The organism is Shewanella sp. SM69 (genome assembly GCF_025653985.1).
Taxonomy (GTDB): domain Bacteria; phylum Pseudomonadota; class Gammaproteobacteria; order Enterobacterales; family Shewanellaceae; genus Shewanella; species Shewanella oncorhynchi.
On record NZ_JAKKRV010000021.1, the window covers coordinates 66,457 to 82,458 of the forward strand.

General features: G+C 45.0%; 12 protein-coding genes and 1 pseudogene. 9 read left to right on the forward strand and 4 right to left on the reverse strand.

The annotated features are described in order from the left end of the window. Positions 1–104: 104 nt before the first annotated feature. From mpl to L5M37_RS21245, 5 genes are all read left to right on the forward strand, one after another. On the forward strand, positions 105–1,499 hold the full coding sequence (mpl, locus tag L5M37_RS21225) for a UDP-N-acetylmuramate:L-alanyl-gamma-D-glutamyl-meso-diaminopimelate ligase (RefSeq protein WP_173246679.1): 1,395 nt from the start codon (positions 105–107) through the stop codon (positions 1,497–1,499). 1 nt (position 1,500) lies between these two features. Further along, a complete protein-coding gene (locus L5M37_RS21230; protein WP_173246676.1) occupies positions 1,501–2,160 on the forward strand; it encodes a flavin prenyltransferase UbiX in 660 nt (219 codons plus the stop codon). 7 nt (positions 2,161–2,167) lie between these two features. Continuing rightward, complete coding sequence (hpt, locus tag L5M37_RS21235; RefSeq protein WP_028761726.1) at positions 2,168–2,698, forward strand: hypoxanthine phosphoribosyltransferase; 531 nt, start codon at positions 2,168–2,170, stop codon at positions 2,696–2,698. A 203-nt stretch (positions 2,699–2,901) separates the two neighbouring features. Then, the gene (locus tag L5M37_RS21240; protein WP_173497293.1) at positions 2,902–3,840 is read left to right on the forward strand and encodes an ABC transporter ATP-binding protein; all 939 of its coding nucleotides are present in this window, start codon (positions 2,902–2,904) and stop codon (positions 3,838–3,840) included. After that, positions 3,837–4,607, forward strand: a complete 771-nt coding sequence (locus L5M37_RS21245) for an ABC transporter permease (protein ID WP_006080287.1) — start codon at positions 3,837–3,839, stop codon at positions 4,605–4,607. The genes L5M37_RS21240 and L5M37_RS21245 overlap by 4 nt, the downstream gene beginning before the upstream one ends. Positions 4,608–4,675: 68 nt before the next feature. Here the strand turns inward: L5M37_RS21245 and L5M37_RS21250 are convergent, their stop codons facing one another. The 3 genes from L5M37_RS21250 to rluA form a co-directional block, all read right to left on the reverse strand. Continuing rightward, positions 4,676–8,539, reverse strand: coding sequence for a S8 family serine peptidase (locus L5M37_RS21250; RefSeq protein WP_173248686.1), 3,864 nt, complete (start codon positions 8,537–8,539; stop codon positions 4,676–4,678). Positions 8,540–8,745: 206 nt separating this feature from the next. After that, on the reverse strand, positions 8,746–9,207 hold the full coding sequence (gene asnC, locus L5M37_RS21255; protein ID WP_006080290.1) for a transcriptional regulator AsnC: 462 nt from the start codon (positions 9,205–9,207) through the stop codon (positions 8,746–8,748). A gap of 95 nt (positions 9,208–9,302) precedes the next feature. After that, entirely contained in the window at positions 9,303–9,980 is a 678-nt protein-coding gene (gene rluA, locus L5M37_RS21260; RefSeq protein ID WP_105250130.1) for a bifunctional tRNA pseudouridine(32) synthase/23S rRNA pseudouridine(746) synthase RluA, read from the reverse strand. Between the two features lie 203 nt (positions 9,981–10,183). On the opposite strand from rluA, the gene L5M37_RS21265 reads away from it, so the two are divergent. Both L5M37_RS21265 and L5M37_RS21270 read left to right on the forward strand, forming a co-directional pair. Beyond that, the gene (locus tag L5M37_RS21265; RefSeq protein WP_263201784.1) at positions 10,184–12,100 is read left to right on the forward strand and encodes a peptidase U32 family protein; all 1,917 of its coding nucleotides are present in this window, start codon (positions 10,184–10,186) and stop codon (positions 12,098–12,100) included. Positions 12,101–12,300: 200 nt separating this feature from the next. Continuing rightward, a complete protein-coding gene (locus L5M37_RS21270) occupies positions 12,301–12,675 on the forward strand; it encodes a PH domain-containing protein (protein WP_105250128.1) in 375 nt (124 codons plus the stop codon). A gap of 179 nt (positions 12,676–12,854) precedes the next feature. Here the strand turns inward: L5M37_RS21270 and L5M37_RS21275 are convergent, their stop codons facing one another. Next, complete coding sequence (locus L5M37_RS21275; protein ID WP_263201785.1) at positions 12,855–15,254, reverse strand: toxin-antitoxin system YwqK family antitoxin; 2,400 nt, start codon at positions 15,252–15,254, stop codon at positions 12,855–12,857. A 180-nt stretch (positions 15,255–15,434) separates the two neighbouring features. Here L5M37_RS21275 and L5M37_RS21280 point away from each other — a divergent pair, with 180 nt between their 5' ends. Together L5M37_RS21280 and L5M37_RS21285 are read left to right on the forward strand one after the other, a co-directional pair. Continuing rightward, complete coding sequence (locus L5M37_RS21280) at positions 15,435–15,563, forward strand: cupin (RefSeq protein WP_263201786.1); 129 nt, start codon at positions 15,435–15,437, stop codon at positions 15,561–15,563. 290 nt (positions 15,564–15,853) lie between these two features. Next, positions 15,854–16,002: pseudogene (locus L5M37_RS21285) on the forward strand (IS110 family transposase); the annotation flags it as partial.

The window sequence follows — 16,002 nt, forward strand, 5'->3', positions numbered from 1 at the left end:
AAACTGTCATTTGTGATTGCAGTGCTTTTCACCGATTGTTACCTGCCAATCTGTCTCCCGATGGATTAGAATGGCGGTGAATTCAACACATCAGAGCGAGCGGTATGCACGTACATATTTTAGGAATTTGTGGAACCTTCATGGGTGGTCTAGCGTTATTGGCTAGGGCCAAAGGGCACAGAGTGACGGGCTCGGATGCCAATGTCTATCCTCCAATGAGCACGCAACTAGAGGACCAAGGCATTGAGCTTATTCAAGGTTTTGATCCTAGCCAGCTGGGTGAAGCAGGGCACTATCCTGACTTAGTTGTCATTGGTAATGCCATGAGCCGGGGTAATCCTTGTGTGGAAGCCGTGTTGAACATTGGCATCCCTTATACCTCTGGCCCGCAGTTTTTAGCCGATCATATTTTGCCTGAGCGTTGGGTGCTGGCAGTGTCTGGCACTCACGGTAAAACCTCGACTTCTAGCATGTTAGCCTGGATTTTAGATGATTGTGGTTATGAGCCTGGGTTCTTAATCGGTGGCGTACCGCAAAACTTTGGTGTGTCGGCACGTTTAGGCAAGACCGCTTTCTTTGTCGTTGAGGCCGACGAATACGACAGTGCCTTCTTCGATAAACGTTCGAAATTCGTGCATTATCATCCGCGTACCTTAGTGATCAACAATCTTGAGTTCGATCATGCCGATATTTTTGCTGATCTGGCTGCGATTCAAAAACAGTTTAACCACTTAATTCGCACCGTTCCTGGTGAAGGCAAGATCATTTGGCCCGCCGATTCCCATGCCGTTAAGCAAACGATTGATATGGGGTGTTGGAGTGAGCAAGAAACCTACCATTTAGCCGAATCGACCAGCGGTTGGTATGGCAAAGCGTTAAGTGATGATTGCCATCGCTTTGAAGTGTTTTTTGATGGCGAGTCTCAAGGTATTCTCGAATGGGATTTGATTGGTCAGCACAATATTGAAAACGCCATGATGGCCATTGCTGCCGCGCGTCACGTTGGCGTTAAGCCGAGTGCTGCAATTGAAGCTTTAGCTAAGTTTATGCCACCTAAGCGTCGACTCGAATTACTCGGAACCGTTAACGGTGTGAGCGTATATGACGATTTTGCCCACCATCCGACGGCCATTGCGACCACGTTAAAAGGTATGCGGGCTAAGGTTGGGCAGAGCAAAATTACTGTGGTACTCGAGCCGCGCTCAAATACCATGAAGAGCGGTGTCCATAAAGACACTTTAGCTTTTTCTATGATGCAAGCCGACGAAGCCTTTTTATATCAAGCTGATACCATCGACTGGAATATGAAAGAAGCCATGGAAGCGGCGGTGATCCCTGTGACTGTGTTACATCAAATTGATGATGTGGTCGCGAAAGTCGCAGCAACCGCCAAAGCAGGCGACACCATAGTGGTGATGAGTAACGGTGGTTTTGGTGGGTTACATAAGAAGCTGCTGGCCGCATTAGAACAGGCTTCAACTGTAGAGCAGGTTAGCTAAGATGGCCTACGCAAAGTCGACTAAGGCGATTAGCTTAGCTTGGACGGGCGCCTCTGGTGCTCCCTATGGGCTTAAGTTACTCGAGTGTCTGTTGGTATCGGGATATCAAGTGTTTTTGATGATCTCCAGTGCAGCTCGAGTGGTATTGGCGACGGAACACGGCTTACAGTTAAGCGCCAACAGTGACAAAGCCCATGCCCAGCTGTTGGCTTTGCTGCACGAAAAAGGCGTGATTATTGCTGGCGAGTTAGTGGTATTAGGCAAAGATGAGTGGTTTTCACCGCCTGCATCGGGTAGCGCTGCACCTAAACAAATGGTGATTTGTCCTTGCTCTACGGGGACGTTAGCGGCAGTTGCTACCGGAATGAGTAATAATTTACTCGAACGCGCCGCCGATGTGGTGATTAAAGAGCGCGGCCAACTTATCCTAGTACTTAGGGAAACTCCTTTTAGTGCCATACACTTAGAGCATATGTTAAGCCTTTCTCGCCTCGGCGCGACCATTATGCCCGCTGCACCCGGCTTTTATCACAATCCCAAATCGGTAGAAGATCTGGTAGACTTCATGGTCGCTCGAATTCTCGATCATTTGGGCGTTGACCATGCATTAACGAGTCGCTGGGGTTATGACAAACAGTCTAACCGCGACCTCGACAATTGAGACTTATATGAAACACACCACCGAAGTGATGATCTCTGCTGAAGAGATAAGCCAGAAATTGGATCAAATGGCCGAGCTAATCAATGCCCATTATGCCCACAGTGAACGTCTGCTGATGGTAGGCTTGTTAAAAGGCTCAGTGGTCTTTATGGCTGACCTATGTCGCCGCATCAAAGGCCATGTTGAAATCGATTTTATGTCGGTTTCCAGTTATGGCAATACTATGACCAGCTCACGGGATGTGAAAGTGCTGAAAGATGTGCAATCAGATATCGCCGGTCGCGATGTATTGATCGTGGAAGACTTGATTGACTCAGGTAACACCTTAAGCAAAGTGCGCGAGATGTTGTTACTGCGGGAGCCTAAGAGTCTTGCACTGTGCACCCTGTTGGATAAACCTGAGCGTCGTGAAGTGGATGTGAAGGTCGATTTTATCGGTTTTACTATCCCTGATGAGTTTATCGTAGGTTATGGTATTGATTATGCTGAGCAGTATCGCAATCTACCTTATATCGCCAAAGTCGTACCACTCGATTAAGTGTCCGATACAGTTTAAAACTCCCGCAACAGGCGGGAGTTTTGCTTTTTGCGGCAATATAAAAAGCATTAATGATTGAATCATTAAATTTTTTCTTTTCAATCAATTAGCTAATTTTTTGCTTTAGTTCTGCAACCCATCATTGTAATTGTGTTTTTTAGCACCATCTTATTACTTTCTAATGTGTAAGGATCGGTACAAATATGGCGAATATTACCCATGCTCTGGTACTCGAAGGGCTTAAAAAAACCTATAAAGGCGGCGTCGAAGCGGTCAAAGGCATCAGCCTTACCGTCAATCAAGGGGATTTCTTTGCCTTGCTCGGCCCCAATGGTGCGGGTAAATCCACCACGATTGGTATTATTAGCTCCTTAGTGCAGAAGAGCTCAGGTACGGTCAAAGTCTTTGATTATGATATTGATAAGCAGCTAGAACACGCCAAACTCTGCATTGGTTTAGTACCACAAGAGTTTAACTTCAACCAGTTCGAAACCGTGCTGCAAATTGTGGTGAATCAAGCGGGTTACTATGGTGTGCCAAAACCTATCGCCCTTGAGCGTGCCAAAAAATACTTAAGCCAACTGGATCTGTGGGAAAAGCGCAATAGCCCTTCGCGGGAATTATCTGGCGGCATGAAGCGACGGTTAATGATCGCCCGCGCCCTGATGCACGAACCTAAATTATTGATTTTAGATGAACCTACCGCAGGTGTGGATATTGAACTGCGCCGCTCTATGTGGGAGTTTCTCAAACAAATAAACCAGCAGGGTGTGACGATCATCCTGACCACTCATTACCTTGAAGAAGCGGAAATGCTTTGCCGTAATATCGGCATTATCGATAAAGGTATTTTAGTGGAATGCACTAGCATGAAGGCGTTGCTGAGTAAGCTGAATATGGAGACTTTTATTCTCGATCTTCGTCGCGATACTGAAATGGCTCCCGTGCTCGATGGCATGGCTTGTCGCTTAACCGACTCTCATACCTTAGAGGTGGATGTAGCGAAAGAGCATAATCTTAACGATGTCTTTAGCCAATTGAGCGCAGCTAATATTGAAGTGCTATCGATGCGTAACAAGTCTAATCGGTTAGAAGAACTCTTCGTCGAACTCGTGAAGAAAACTCAGGGAGCCTCCGCATGAATCAGCTCTACTTTATTGCCTTTAAAAGTATTTTAAGTAAAGAGATCAATCGTTTTACGCGAATTTGGATCCAGACCTTAGTCCCGCCAGCGATTACCATGACCTTGTATTTTTTGATTTTTGGTAACTTAGTCGGCAGCCGGATTGGAGAAATGGGCGGCGTATCTTATATGGAGTTTATCGCCCCTGGTTTGATCATGATGTCGGTGATCACTAACTCTTACTCGAATGTTGCTAGCTCATTTTACAGTGCCAAGTTTCAACGTAATTTAGAAGAGCTGATGGTGGCTCCTGTGCCCCATTATGTGCTGATTGCTGGCTACGTAGGCGGCGGCGTGGCGCGCGGTTTATGTGTTGGCCTGATAGTGACATTAGTGGCCATGTTCTTTGTCGACATTAGCTTACATCACGCAGGTTTAGTGGTGATGACGGTATTTTTAACCTCAGTGCTATTCTCATTGGGTGGCTTAATTAACGCTGTTTTTGCTAAAAGTTTCGACGACATCAGTATCATCCCCACCTTTGTGCTTACCCCATTAACTTACCTTGGCGGCGTATTTTACTCCCTGTCACTCTTGCCCCCATTTTGGCAAGGCGTGTCGGCACTCAATCCTGTGGTCTATATGATCAACGTGTTCCGCTACGGCTTTTTAGGCTTTGCCGATATCAGCGTGCCATTATCCATCGCCATTATGATCGGTTTCTGTGTCGCACTTTGGACCTTAGCGTATTACTTAGTCTCGCGCGGAATAGGCCTACGTTCCTAGACATATTTCTTTAGAGCGTAATAGAAAAAGAGAGCCATTAAGGCTCCCTTTTTAGTGTCAACAACTCGTTACTTCATACGACGACGCATTGCCGCCAGTGGTAACAATAAGGCGGTTAGCCAACCGAGTGAACCTCCTCCATTGTCTGTATTTTTATTTGGTGCAGCAACCGCAGTCACTTCACCAGTATTACTGTTTAATGTGCCATCATTCGCAATAACAGTAAATGTATAGGTTCCCTGCTCTTTTGGGGTAAAGCTAATATTTTTTGCTGCAGGATCAAAAGTCACTGTAGGACCTGATGTCTGTGTCCAAATATAGGTGAGTGCATCGCCATCGACATCTTTAGCATTTGACATGACGGTGATTTTTTGGCCTGTAGGCAAGGTTTCTCCTGTTGGGGCGACAGTTGGTGCATCATTGACATTAGCAACTGTCACAGTCACTTTAGTCGCTTTTGATACGTTGCCATCGGCATCTTCGACGCTGTAAGTGAAGCTATCGGTGCCAAAGAAGTCTTTCTTAGGCTGATAAGTCGCAATGCCAGCTTCACTGATAGTGACAGCACCATTGGCAGGTGCGTCTACTACAGTTGCTTTAGACAATGTACCTACAGGAGCAATATCCAAAACACGCTGTGCACTGGCGGTTATGCCATTGCCTGTGATTGATGCGCGAGCAACTTTTTGATCTGGATTGATATCATTTGCGAGCAAATCAATTTCTATTGAGGTTTCTTCTGTAGCCTCTGCCATATCGCCAGTGCCAAAGGAGAATTCTGTCGCTTTAGCCAGATAGTCGATAGTAACATTACCTGCCGTTGTGTTTTTCAGCGTCAATGTATTACCTGTTACAACCGAATCACCTTCACCATTAAAGTGGTAAGTTGTTCCAATTGTTCCGCCTATATTTTCAGCGCCGATAGTGACGTTTGAAGGCATATTTGGAATATTTATGTAATTGAATACAACCTCTTCAGTATCACCTGTTTTAATCCAAATGCTAAACGTATAAGGTGTATTTGATGTATCACCATAGAGTTGGCCTTTATTCCACTCTAAAGCTAACCATTTAACTCCATCATCATCTGTGAATACACCAACGGCTAAGTCACCACCGCCAGTATCGCCAGCAGATTTATCTGATAAATCAAAATCTGACCAGAAGGGCGCTAAAATGTTATTTGGGTTGCTGCCATCAGGTAGCTTTTTGTTCGCAAATGTACCACTTGCACTTCCACCTCCAACAATCGCTAGACCATTGTCAGACATAGTGATGCTGGAATAGCTAACCCCATTGTATTTAAAGCTAGGCACAGTAAAGGTGAACGCTTGTTCATCACAACCTTCTGGACAAGTAATTGGTTTGACCCCTAGACTCACTATGCTTGGGAAACCAGCTGAGCCCTTAGTTGTCGTCATTTTAGGAAGATTAAGTGACCCAACCCAAGTAATGTTGCCTATATCTTCGTTGATTTGTAAACCATTTTGCGTCGCGCCAGCTAAGCTAACTTTTACATCATCTTTCGATGTTAGTTTCGTGCCTTCTGGTGCTTGCGCTGTAATAGTCACTGTACTGTCAAATGAGTTATTGTTTATCACAACTGATATTGGAATCGCATCGGTTGCGTTAAGTTCGGTTTTCTTGCTCATAGTCGAAATCAGTGAGGCATCACTTGACTCTTTAGCTAACACAGCCAAAGGTAAGTGAGCATCCTGCAGTCCTTCGGTGCTGCTTATCATTACATTACCAAAAATCCACTCACCATATTCTGCGAAAGTTGAGTCAACGGTTACAGTAAACGTGGCAGAGGCTCCTGCGGCAAGTTCTAAGCTAGAAGGTGATACTGTTATACCTGTACTATCGGATGAAGTTGATAAGTTCCAAGATGTTTTTGCATTACTCTTGTTATATACCGTTCGAGTGAAAGTACATGGACCAACACAAGAGTCTGATGCGATTGATGGTTTGTCGAACGTTAATATAGCTTTGGCTGCAGCATCTAAATCCATGCGTCCAGCACCCATACCAAATGGTGTGGCTGGTGTTGTTGCATCATCATCTAAAATATCATCAAATTTAGCTGTTGATGTTAAAGCAGTTTTAATATCGTTTGCAGACCAATCTGGATGTAATTGACGCATCATAGCTGCAGCACCTGCTACGTGCGGGCTTGCCATACTGGTGCCAGAGATCATATTAAAGTCTTCACCACCATCATCAGGAGAAAAAGCTGACAGAATGTTGGTACCAGGTGCTGCAATATCCGGTTTAAGAATATTTTGGTTGCCATCAGGACCGCGTGAACTGGTGCTATTTAGGTTATCAGCAAGTTCAGAAACCATGATGCGTTTAGTTTTTGCAACTATCGTACCTGTTGTTGCAGCATCTCCCATGGCTTCAATTACGGCTAAACCTGCATCTTTCGTAATCATGACAGCAGGGAATGGTTCACCAGGCATAGACATAGTCGTTGGTGCACCTGCCGCATTGTTATAAACTACAAGGGCTTTAGCGCCTGCAGCTTTTGCGTTTGTGGCTTTTAATGAGAAGTTACATGTTCCGCGAGAAATCAATGCAATGCCATCTTTGAACGAATCCGCAGCAAAGGCATCACAACCATTGGCATTTTCAGCATCTAAATTAACGGCCGCAATCACTGGAGCGGTAATATCTTCTGAAAGCACTGCATCAGAACTTGGGATAGCAAGTAAATCATCACCACCGGTATTAAAGCTATTAGCGAAAAAACGCCCTGTTGTAGTGTTAGCAACAGTTATTCCTGATTCAATACAAGCAGGGCAGCCGATAGTTTGAGGACCATTACCATCGTTACCGGCAGCGCTAACTACAACAACCCCCGCAGCTTCTGCAGCTTCAAACATGGTTTTGTATGGGCTGCTAGCTGGATCACTACCAGCACTCCCCCCCCATGAGTTGTTGATTACATCTGCACCATCATTAACAGCATGCTCTAAGGCTTCCATTAACATGATGTTAGAGCCGGTTCCGCCTGTGCAATCAGGCTTACTGTAAAGAGCCTTGTAGACCATAAGGTAAGCTGCTGGTGCTACACCAGATAGTTGAACGGGAATATCTTTATAAGTAGTTGATATTTTGTTACCGACAGCGGTACCTGCAACGTGAGTTCCGTGACCACCATAGCTAAGTGGACTCATGTATTCATTAGGACACACAGGTGATGTTGGCTGTGACCAACGCGCAACGATCAGCTTGTTGTTACAGAATGAAGCATCGACAGTCGAGCAGTAGTCATCCGATGGTCGACTACCGCTGGGTGCTGTGAAGCCTGCATCGGTAAACATGGGGTTTTCCGGACGAATGCCGCCATCAATAATAGCAACTTTCATTCCTTTGCCCGCATTAGCCATGCCGGAAACGGCTTCCCACATAGCTGGGGTATTAATCACTTGGTGTGATGCATCCATGTTAGTTTCATATATAGCCTCTGGGTATACTGCTTTCACTCCAGGCATTTTGGCTATTTTTTCAACACTTAGTCCTTGGCCAACAACTGTTATACCGTTAAAAAGTGTTTGGAAATGACGTTCCACTTTTGCATTTGGCGCAATTTTAGCTAAATTGCTAGCAAAAGCGTTTTGCTCTTTAGCTAGGTGACTTGAATAGCTTTTGACATTAGTAGATTGAATATCTAGTTTTTCTTTTTTCGAATTTAAAGCTGTTGCTGCGAAGTTGCCGATGCCGCCTCTATACTTAGCTAGTGCAGGAGATTCCATCTCAACAATAAAACGTTGTGGAGCATCGAGGTTAGTGGCTGATGTTTGCGGTTTAGTATATTTATCATGCGCGCTTATTTCTGGAGAGTAAGGTTTAAATGTAAATTCACTGTTAGCAATAGCTGCGCTTGAGAGTAGTGCAGCGGAGATAGCGATCGATAGTTTTGTCTTCACAACTTCTTCCTTGTCAATTAATGCTTTCAGCACTTTATTAAACGTGCCTGTAGCTGAATTGTTATAGTTTCTGCTGCGCTCTTTGGCGGTAGCAATGAAGTTGTAACACAAAAGTATCGTATGGTTAACACTTTTGCGGTAAAAAAGATGTTAATCACACTTTGGTATTTGTTATGTTGTTTGTAGGTGTTTGCTGTTTTTCCTGTTTAAGGTTTAACCGCTCTGACGATTGGGTTTTGTAGGCTGATCAAGGTTTCCGTCGACTGGATTTCATCGATAGATTGGATGCGATTGATGAGCACGTGTTGCAAGCCGTCGATGGATTGGCACATGACCTTGACGAAAATACTGTAGTTGCCTGTGGTGTAATAGGCTTCGACGACTTCTTCGAGAGCGTTGAGTTTGGCGATAGCTGCGGGGTAATCGCCAGCACTTTTAAGGTTGATACCGATAAAACAGCAAACGTCATAACCTAGGGCTTTAGGGTTTACCGTGATCTGCGCACCTGTAATGATCCCCGCTTGCTTCATTTTTTCTACCCGAACATGGATAGTGCCGGCGCTCACGCTAAAGCGTTTAGCGAGTTCGGCAAAGGGTGTGCGGGCATCCTGCATTAGGGCTTCGAGGATATGATTATCGAGTTGATCGCGCTGAAATGCGGTATCCATAAATAAACTCTCTATAACGTAGTGAATTGTCATAAAGTTACGTTTTTTTATGGGGAATTGCTACCTATTTTGCCCGTATTATTTGATTTTAGTGATCATTGTTCGCCCAAAGGCTCACAAAAAGGGACTTTTGCGCTAAAAGTCATACTGACACCCGAGTAGGGATGTTTGATGGTGAGCTCTGCTGCATGTAGTAATAGTCGAGGCGCTAAGGATTTTGCCAGTGAGTCGGCATAAAAACCATCGCCTAAAATCGGATGTCCTAGCGCCATCATATGCACCCGTAATTGGTGTGAGCGGCCTGTGATTGGCATCAGTTTAACCAGCGTTGAGCGTTTGGCGCGGCTCATTACTTGGTAGTGAGTCAAAGACGGTTTGCCAACAAGATGATCGACTTTCTGTTTAGGGCGATTTGGCCAGTCGCAGATCAGTGGATAATCAACGCTGCCAGTGTCATTTTTGAAATGGCCTGCGACCCTTGCATAATAGGTCTTACTGGTTTCTCTATCGTGGAACTGACGTTTTAATTCCCGCTCGGCGCTACGAATAAGGGCGACAACTATCACGCCTGAGGTCGCCATATCGAGGCGATGGACGATTTGGCAATGTGGATGCTCTGCTTTTACCCGGGCATAGACACTGTCGTAATGGGCGGGGTCGCGACCGGGCACAGACAACAATCCTGAAGGTTTGTTGATGACGATAATGTCTTTATCTTGATAAAGAATATCGAGCCAAGGAGTGGTCGGTGGTTGGTAAATAAAATCAGTCATAAATAGTGCCTATTCGTCAATGCGGGGCAAAGATACTCTGCTCGGCTTGAGGGTGCAAGTGTGAGGCCCAAAGATCGGCTGTGCCATTATCCTCGCTGACAAAAGTAAAGCGGATTAGTTGATGATTTGCTGATAGAGCTGTATTTGAGTTTTTGTTATACTCCCGTCCTTTTCGTTAATGATCATTTTGAGTCTGTGAAGCCATGAGCCAGCCAGAGATATACACTCCCGAGAATCTTTCTCACGTCCATAACCGTCTTGAGTTATTGGCGCCTGCAAAAAATGCTGACTACGGTATCGAAGCCATACGCCATGGTGCCGATGCGGTATACATAGGTGGTCCTGCGTTTGGTGCGCGGGCAACGGCGGGTAACAGTGTTGAAGATATCGCGCGCCTGTGTATTTATGCTCATCAATACCATGCTCAGGTATTCGTCGCCCTCAATACCATTTTGATGGATAACGAACTGGCCGACGCCGAAAAACTTATTTGGCAATTGTACGAAGCGGGAGCTGACGCGCTGATTGTGCAGGACATGGGCGTATTACAGCTCAATTTGCCGCCGATTGCCCTGCATGCCAGTACCCAAATGGATAACCGCAGTCCAGAAAAAGTGGCGTTTTTAGAGCAAGTTGGTTTTTCTCAGGTGGTGCTCGCCCGTGAATTGGGCTTAAGCCAAATCCGTGATGTCGCCGCGCATACCAATATGCAACTCGAATTCTTTATCCACGGTGCTTTGTGTGTGGCTTACAGTGGTTTGTGTAACTTGAGTCATTCCTTTAGTAACCGCAGTGCTAACCGCGGTGAATGCTCGCAAATGTGCCGCCTGCCGGGGAATCTTAAAACACGTCAAGGGGATGTATTAGCGCAGAATGAACACTTATTGTCTTTAAAAGACAATAACCAAACTGAAAACCTCGAAGCGCTCATCGATGCGGGCATTCGCTCGTTTAAGATTGAAGGTCGCCTAAAAGATTTAAGTTACGTTAAAAACGTCACCGCGCATTATCGCCAAAAGCTAGATGCGATTATGGCGCGTCGTCCCGAGTTTAAGGCTTCGTCCCACGGCCGCTGCGAACATAGTTTTACCCCTGATCCTGAAAAGACCTTTAACCGTGGCAGCACAGACTATTTTGTTCATGAACGTAGCCAAGGGATTAAAGATTTTCGATCGCCAAAATATATAGGTGAAGAAGTCGGCAAAGTGGTTAGCATAGGTAAAGATTTTATCCAAGTGAGCTCAACCCATGAGTTTAATAACGGCGATGGCTTAGCGTTTTTCCCCGCGAATTTTGCCATGGCAAAACAATCCGATGACAAGCTGCAAGGCCTGCGAGTTAACCGCGCCGAAGGCTTAAAGCTGCATATATTGCAGGTGCCAAAGGATTTAAAAGTCGGCATGACTTTATATCGTAACCATAACCAAGCCTTCGAAGCCCTGTTATCGAAAGAATCTTCTAAGCGGATTATCGGCGTCGATTTACGGTTGAGCGACACCCAAGATGGACTGGCGCTGACCTTGACGGATATCTATGGCCTTACAGCCACAGTGAATTTAGTGGTCGAGAAGACGCCTGCGACTGATGTCGATAAGACCTTACAAAATACCCGTACTCAACTGGGTAAGCTAGGCAGTACCGACTTTGTTGCCCGTAGCATCAGTATCGATACGGCCCAAGCTTGGTTCTTGCCCGCATCAGTGTTAAATGGTCTGCGCCGTGATGGTGTGGCCGCCTTAGAGGCTGCCCGTGTGCAAGGCTATGTGCGTCCACTGCCGTGGAAGCATAATCAAGATGCAGTCTATCCCGTCAAGCATTTGAGTTACTTAGGCAACGTTGCCAACGAAAAGGCCAAGGATTTTTATCAACGCCACGGCGTGATTGAAATTCAAGATACCTATGAGAAAAATGGCGTTACCGAAGATGTGCCATTGATGATCACTAAGCATTGCCTACGCTTTAACTTCAATCTGTGTCCGAAAGAAGTGCCAGGGATCAAGGCCGATCCTATGGTGCTTGAAATCGGCAATGATGTGCTCAAGTTGGTATTCGACTGCCCTAAATGCGAAATGATGGTGGTCGGTGAAAACCGTCAAGTGCGAGGCCAGAAGCACCTTTAATATTTGTCATTAGGAGCATTGCCCGAGTGCAATGCTCCTAGCACCTATTCAGCTACATCCACGCACCTACAACGGCCTACCTCTCATTGATGTTGCTCTCACCAGCGTCACTCTCATATTTTCATCAAAGCCTTATATTGCACATGCGGTAATGAGCAGATATCTTATTGAAAATAATATCAATAATAAGGGATGTTAAAATGGGATTGTTAGACGGTTTACTCGGTAATGCTGCTGAGGTTGATTTACAGGAATTAGCCGAGGAATTAAGGCCTATCATGGGCATTCAAGAAGAATTAAAACTCGCCTACAAAGTGATCCGTGATTTGTTTATTTTCACCAATAAACGCCTGATCTTAATTGATAAGCAGGGACTTACAGGCAAGAAGGTTACTTACCATTCAATACCTTATAAATCCATTACCCATTTTGAAGTGGAAACGACAGGGCATTTTGATATGGATGCCGAGCTTAAAATTTGGATCTCAGGCCAGAGCGAACCTTTAGTCAAAGAACTCAAGCGTGGCACGGATGTCGTGGGTATTCAAAAGACTATTGCCACTTTTGCACTTTAGTTTTTTTGCACTTTAGTTTTAGGGCCCCGGCTTAAGTTTTAGTGCTGCGACTTAGATTCATTTAGTGCTATCAAGCTTGGAATTGTTATCGCAAGCTGACGGTTAATGTGAGTAAGGTAAGCCAAGTTTTATCTGGGCTTACCTATCCTCGCTATCGAGTGTGATTCAAATCTGCTTGATTAATTTAACACTATCCTACTTGTGCTAGTGGAGTGCTCTATCGGTTCGCCCGCCATAGTATAGGTTTCGGAAAGCTTGAGTTTGCCTTGCTCATCGTATTGATTGTGAATGCCGACCCAGAATTGCTCCTGTCCCTGAATTTGTAAATTACCTTCTTCGGCAATCTGGCGATTGGGATGATAGCGTTTCATTGCATAAAGCTTGCTTTCATCATCAAATTTTAAGTGATAAGCCAATATGGGTTCTTCGGTGTGAGCGGCGACATCTACTGCTATTGTTTTATCTTCTCGCTGTTTTGTCGTGGTATTGCCATTGGGTGCGTGATACTTCTGACGAGATAAATATGCGTTATTTCTACTATTGCTAGCATGATGTTCGCTGTCATCCGTACGGTTATTTGGTCCGTTACTTTGCCCATCAGCATCGTCTTCATCATAGTCATAACTAGGATTTTCTGGGCTATCCCATTCAGGTTCTTCATCTTCCTGAGTTGCTATATTTTCATGAAAATCAAAGTAGTGACGGCTTTCTATCAGTTGGCCTTGTTCATCTAGCCAGGCTTCGCGGTACACTTTTCCTTGGGGCGTAAAACGTTGCCAATGGCCGATATCGAGGTAACGACCATTAGTAATTTGGATTGTGCCAGTTTCTAAAATTAAACCTTGAGGGGACAAGGATTTAGAGCTAAATAAATCCCCTTGCGTACGGGTGAGTAACCAGCGAATGGCGCCATCTTCATAGTATTCGATGCGAGTATCGGCAATACCTTCTTGATAGTATTCCCTTTGATTATTATCAAGATTATAGCCGCAGCGGGTATTCGAGTGACTCTGATAGGATTCGAGGATCCCTTTGTTATTATAAAAGCTGGACTCTTTGAGGTAGCCTTGGCCATCACGAACTTCATATTCAGAAATTGTACGTATCGTGCCATCTTCATAAAACCAGCGAGCTGTGCCATCACGGTTGCCCTGTGTGTGCGGTAAGTACATCTGAATTTGCTGGTTTTCGTGGTATTCAATAAAAGGGGCTACCGAGAGATTATTTTTATATTGGCCTTCGGCCGAAAGCACGCCACTTTTATAATAGCTTCTAAATAGACCTTCCCTGAGTCCCTTTTCAAGATAGATCTCAAGGGCGAGTTGACCATTGTCATGATACCAAAGGGCCATGCCTTGTTCTTTGCCATCCTCAAAATAGATTTTTTCTTCAATTTGGCCATTGGGATACCATTTTACATGTTCGCCATGTAATTGGCCTTCGGTATTGAAGGGTTCACGCCATGCAGGCTTACCTGAGTCGTAAAACTCTTCAATGACTTTGCCCGTCACATCGTTAAACACTTTTTGTTTAATCGCTCCATTGGGATGATACCAAACGGCTTCATATTCATAGCCTTGGTTGTAATATCTTTCAGCTTCTAGTGAACCATCAGGGTAATATTGTTTTTCAATTCCGTGGATAACATCTTGCACTAAGGGCCGGATCAGCTGTATTTGTCCAGATTCATAGTAGCGAGTTAACGTATTGATATAATAGCCATTGCTATCTAGTTCGGCGGTTTCTTTAAGCTGACCATTGCCATAAAAGTATTGAATAAATTGACCTTGGGGATGGCGATCTTCTATTTGATTGATCTTGCCCTCATGGTCATACCACGTTTGTCTTCCAAGTTGCTGATCATGAATAAAGTTGCCTTCAAATAACAGGGTTCCTAGGGCATTAAATTGGCGGGTCACGCCATTACGTTCGCCAAAATAGTTTGAATCGACGGCTTGGGTAAGCCCTGGGCTTTGGGTGATGATTCTAAGTATACCCGCACCTTCTTCAGTATTGAGTTGGTGAAAAATGCGGTGCAGTTGGCCTGTTAGGCTGGCGTAATCTTGAATATCGCCTTGCACTATATTGTCTGCATCGAGGGTAAAGTGGCTTATCAATAATGCATCGAGATTGTTAAGCTCAACTTGCCACAACGCCTTTATTTGGCTGTTCTTTTTTGGGGTGATACTGCACACTTTTACCTTGTCGAGCCAAAAGTGCTGCTCGGGGAAAGGGAATTGATTGCTGATTTCGAGGCGGTCGAATTCGGTATGGTGGAATTCGCAGCATTCATTGGCGTTTTCCCAGCCCAAGAGTTCTATGACTTGGGGAGTATCGTAGTGATAGAGAGTTAAGCCGTGGTCAGCATTTTCTTCGCAAGAAGTCGCGTCTGCCTTTGTCGCATGGATTTTTAAGCTGAAATGACGCTGGAATAGCGGTGCAGCGACTGACGGCTCCTGCGTTAAATCTTGTTCTTGGCTGAGTGTTTGTGACTCAGTTGGAAGATGAATGTCTTTTGGATCGCGGCTAGTTTGGTTTGAGGGAAATAACTTGGCTTTGAGTGCGCGAAACAACGACATTGGGGGAAATCTCCATATCCATATGTAAAACGATAGGCTTATCTGAGGGATACTCATGGCAACTGAGTATTTCTGTGCGCATATCATAGCGGTTTATGGATTCGTTTCTCAATGCTTGATTGCTCAAAATACCGTTTAATCAGAGTGGCACATTAATAAAAGCAGAGGAATAAAGACAAAATGCTTGATAACTTTTTTGCAAAATTACCCACAGATTTATCGGCCGAAGTGTTTGAAAAACTGGCGGGTAATGACACTGTGACCGTAGAACGCATCGTTTCCAATGGGCAATATACCCAAGCTACCTGAAGATACGAGTTTCAGAGCGCTTAGGGTGCTTCAATTCAAGGCGCATCAATGACAGAATGTCGGCCACCTTCTGAATTGATGCAACACGGAAGTGGAGTGCCCTAAGCGCTCCGTCCCGGCGGGTTTTAACGCACTCTATGCCGTGTTGGCTATTTTTAACTTAGTCCACTAGGTCTGCAAATAGCCGCAATCGCCATGGATAATGGAATGGACCCATCCACTTTAAATCGGCCTCGCAATGGGCCACGATGTAGTCGCTAAAACTCATCAGAAAGAGGACGGGTCCACCTATGAAGATTACTACAATCGGTTTAGATATCGCAAAGTCTGTTTTTCATGCTGTTGGCGTCGATAAAGCGGGCAAGTTAATCAAAAAGAAAATGCTTAGACGCAAAGACTTGCTGCCCTTTGTCGCGAAAATTGAGCCTTGCCTTATCGT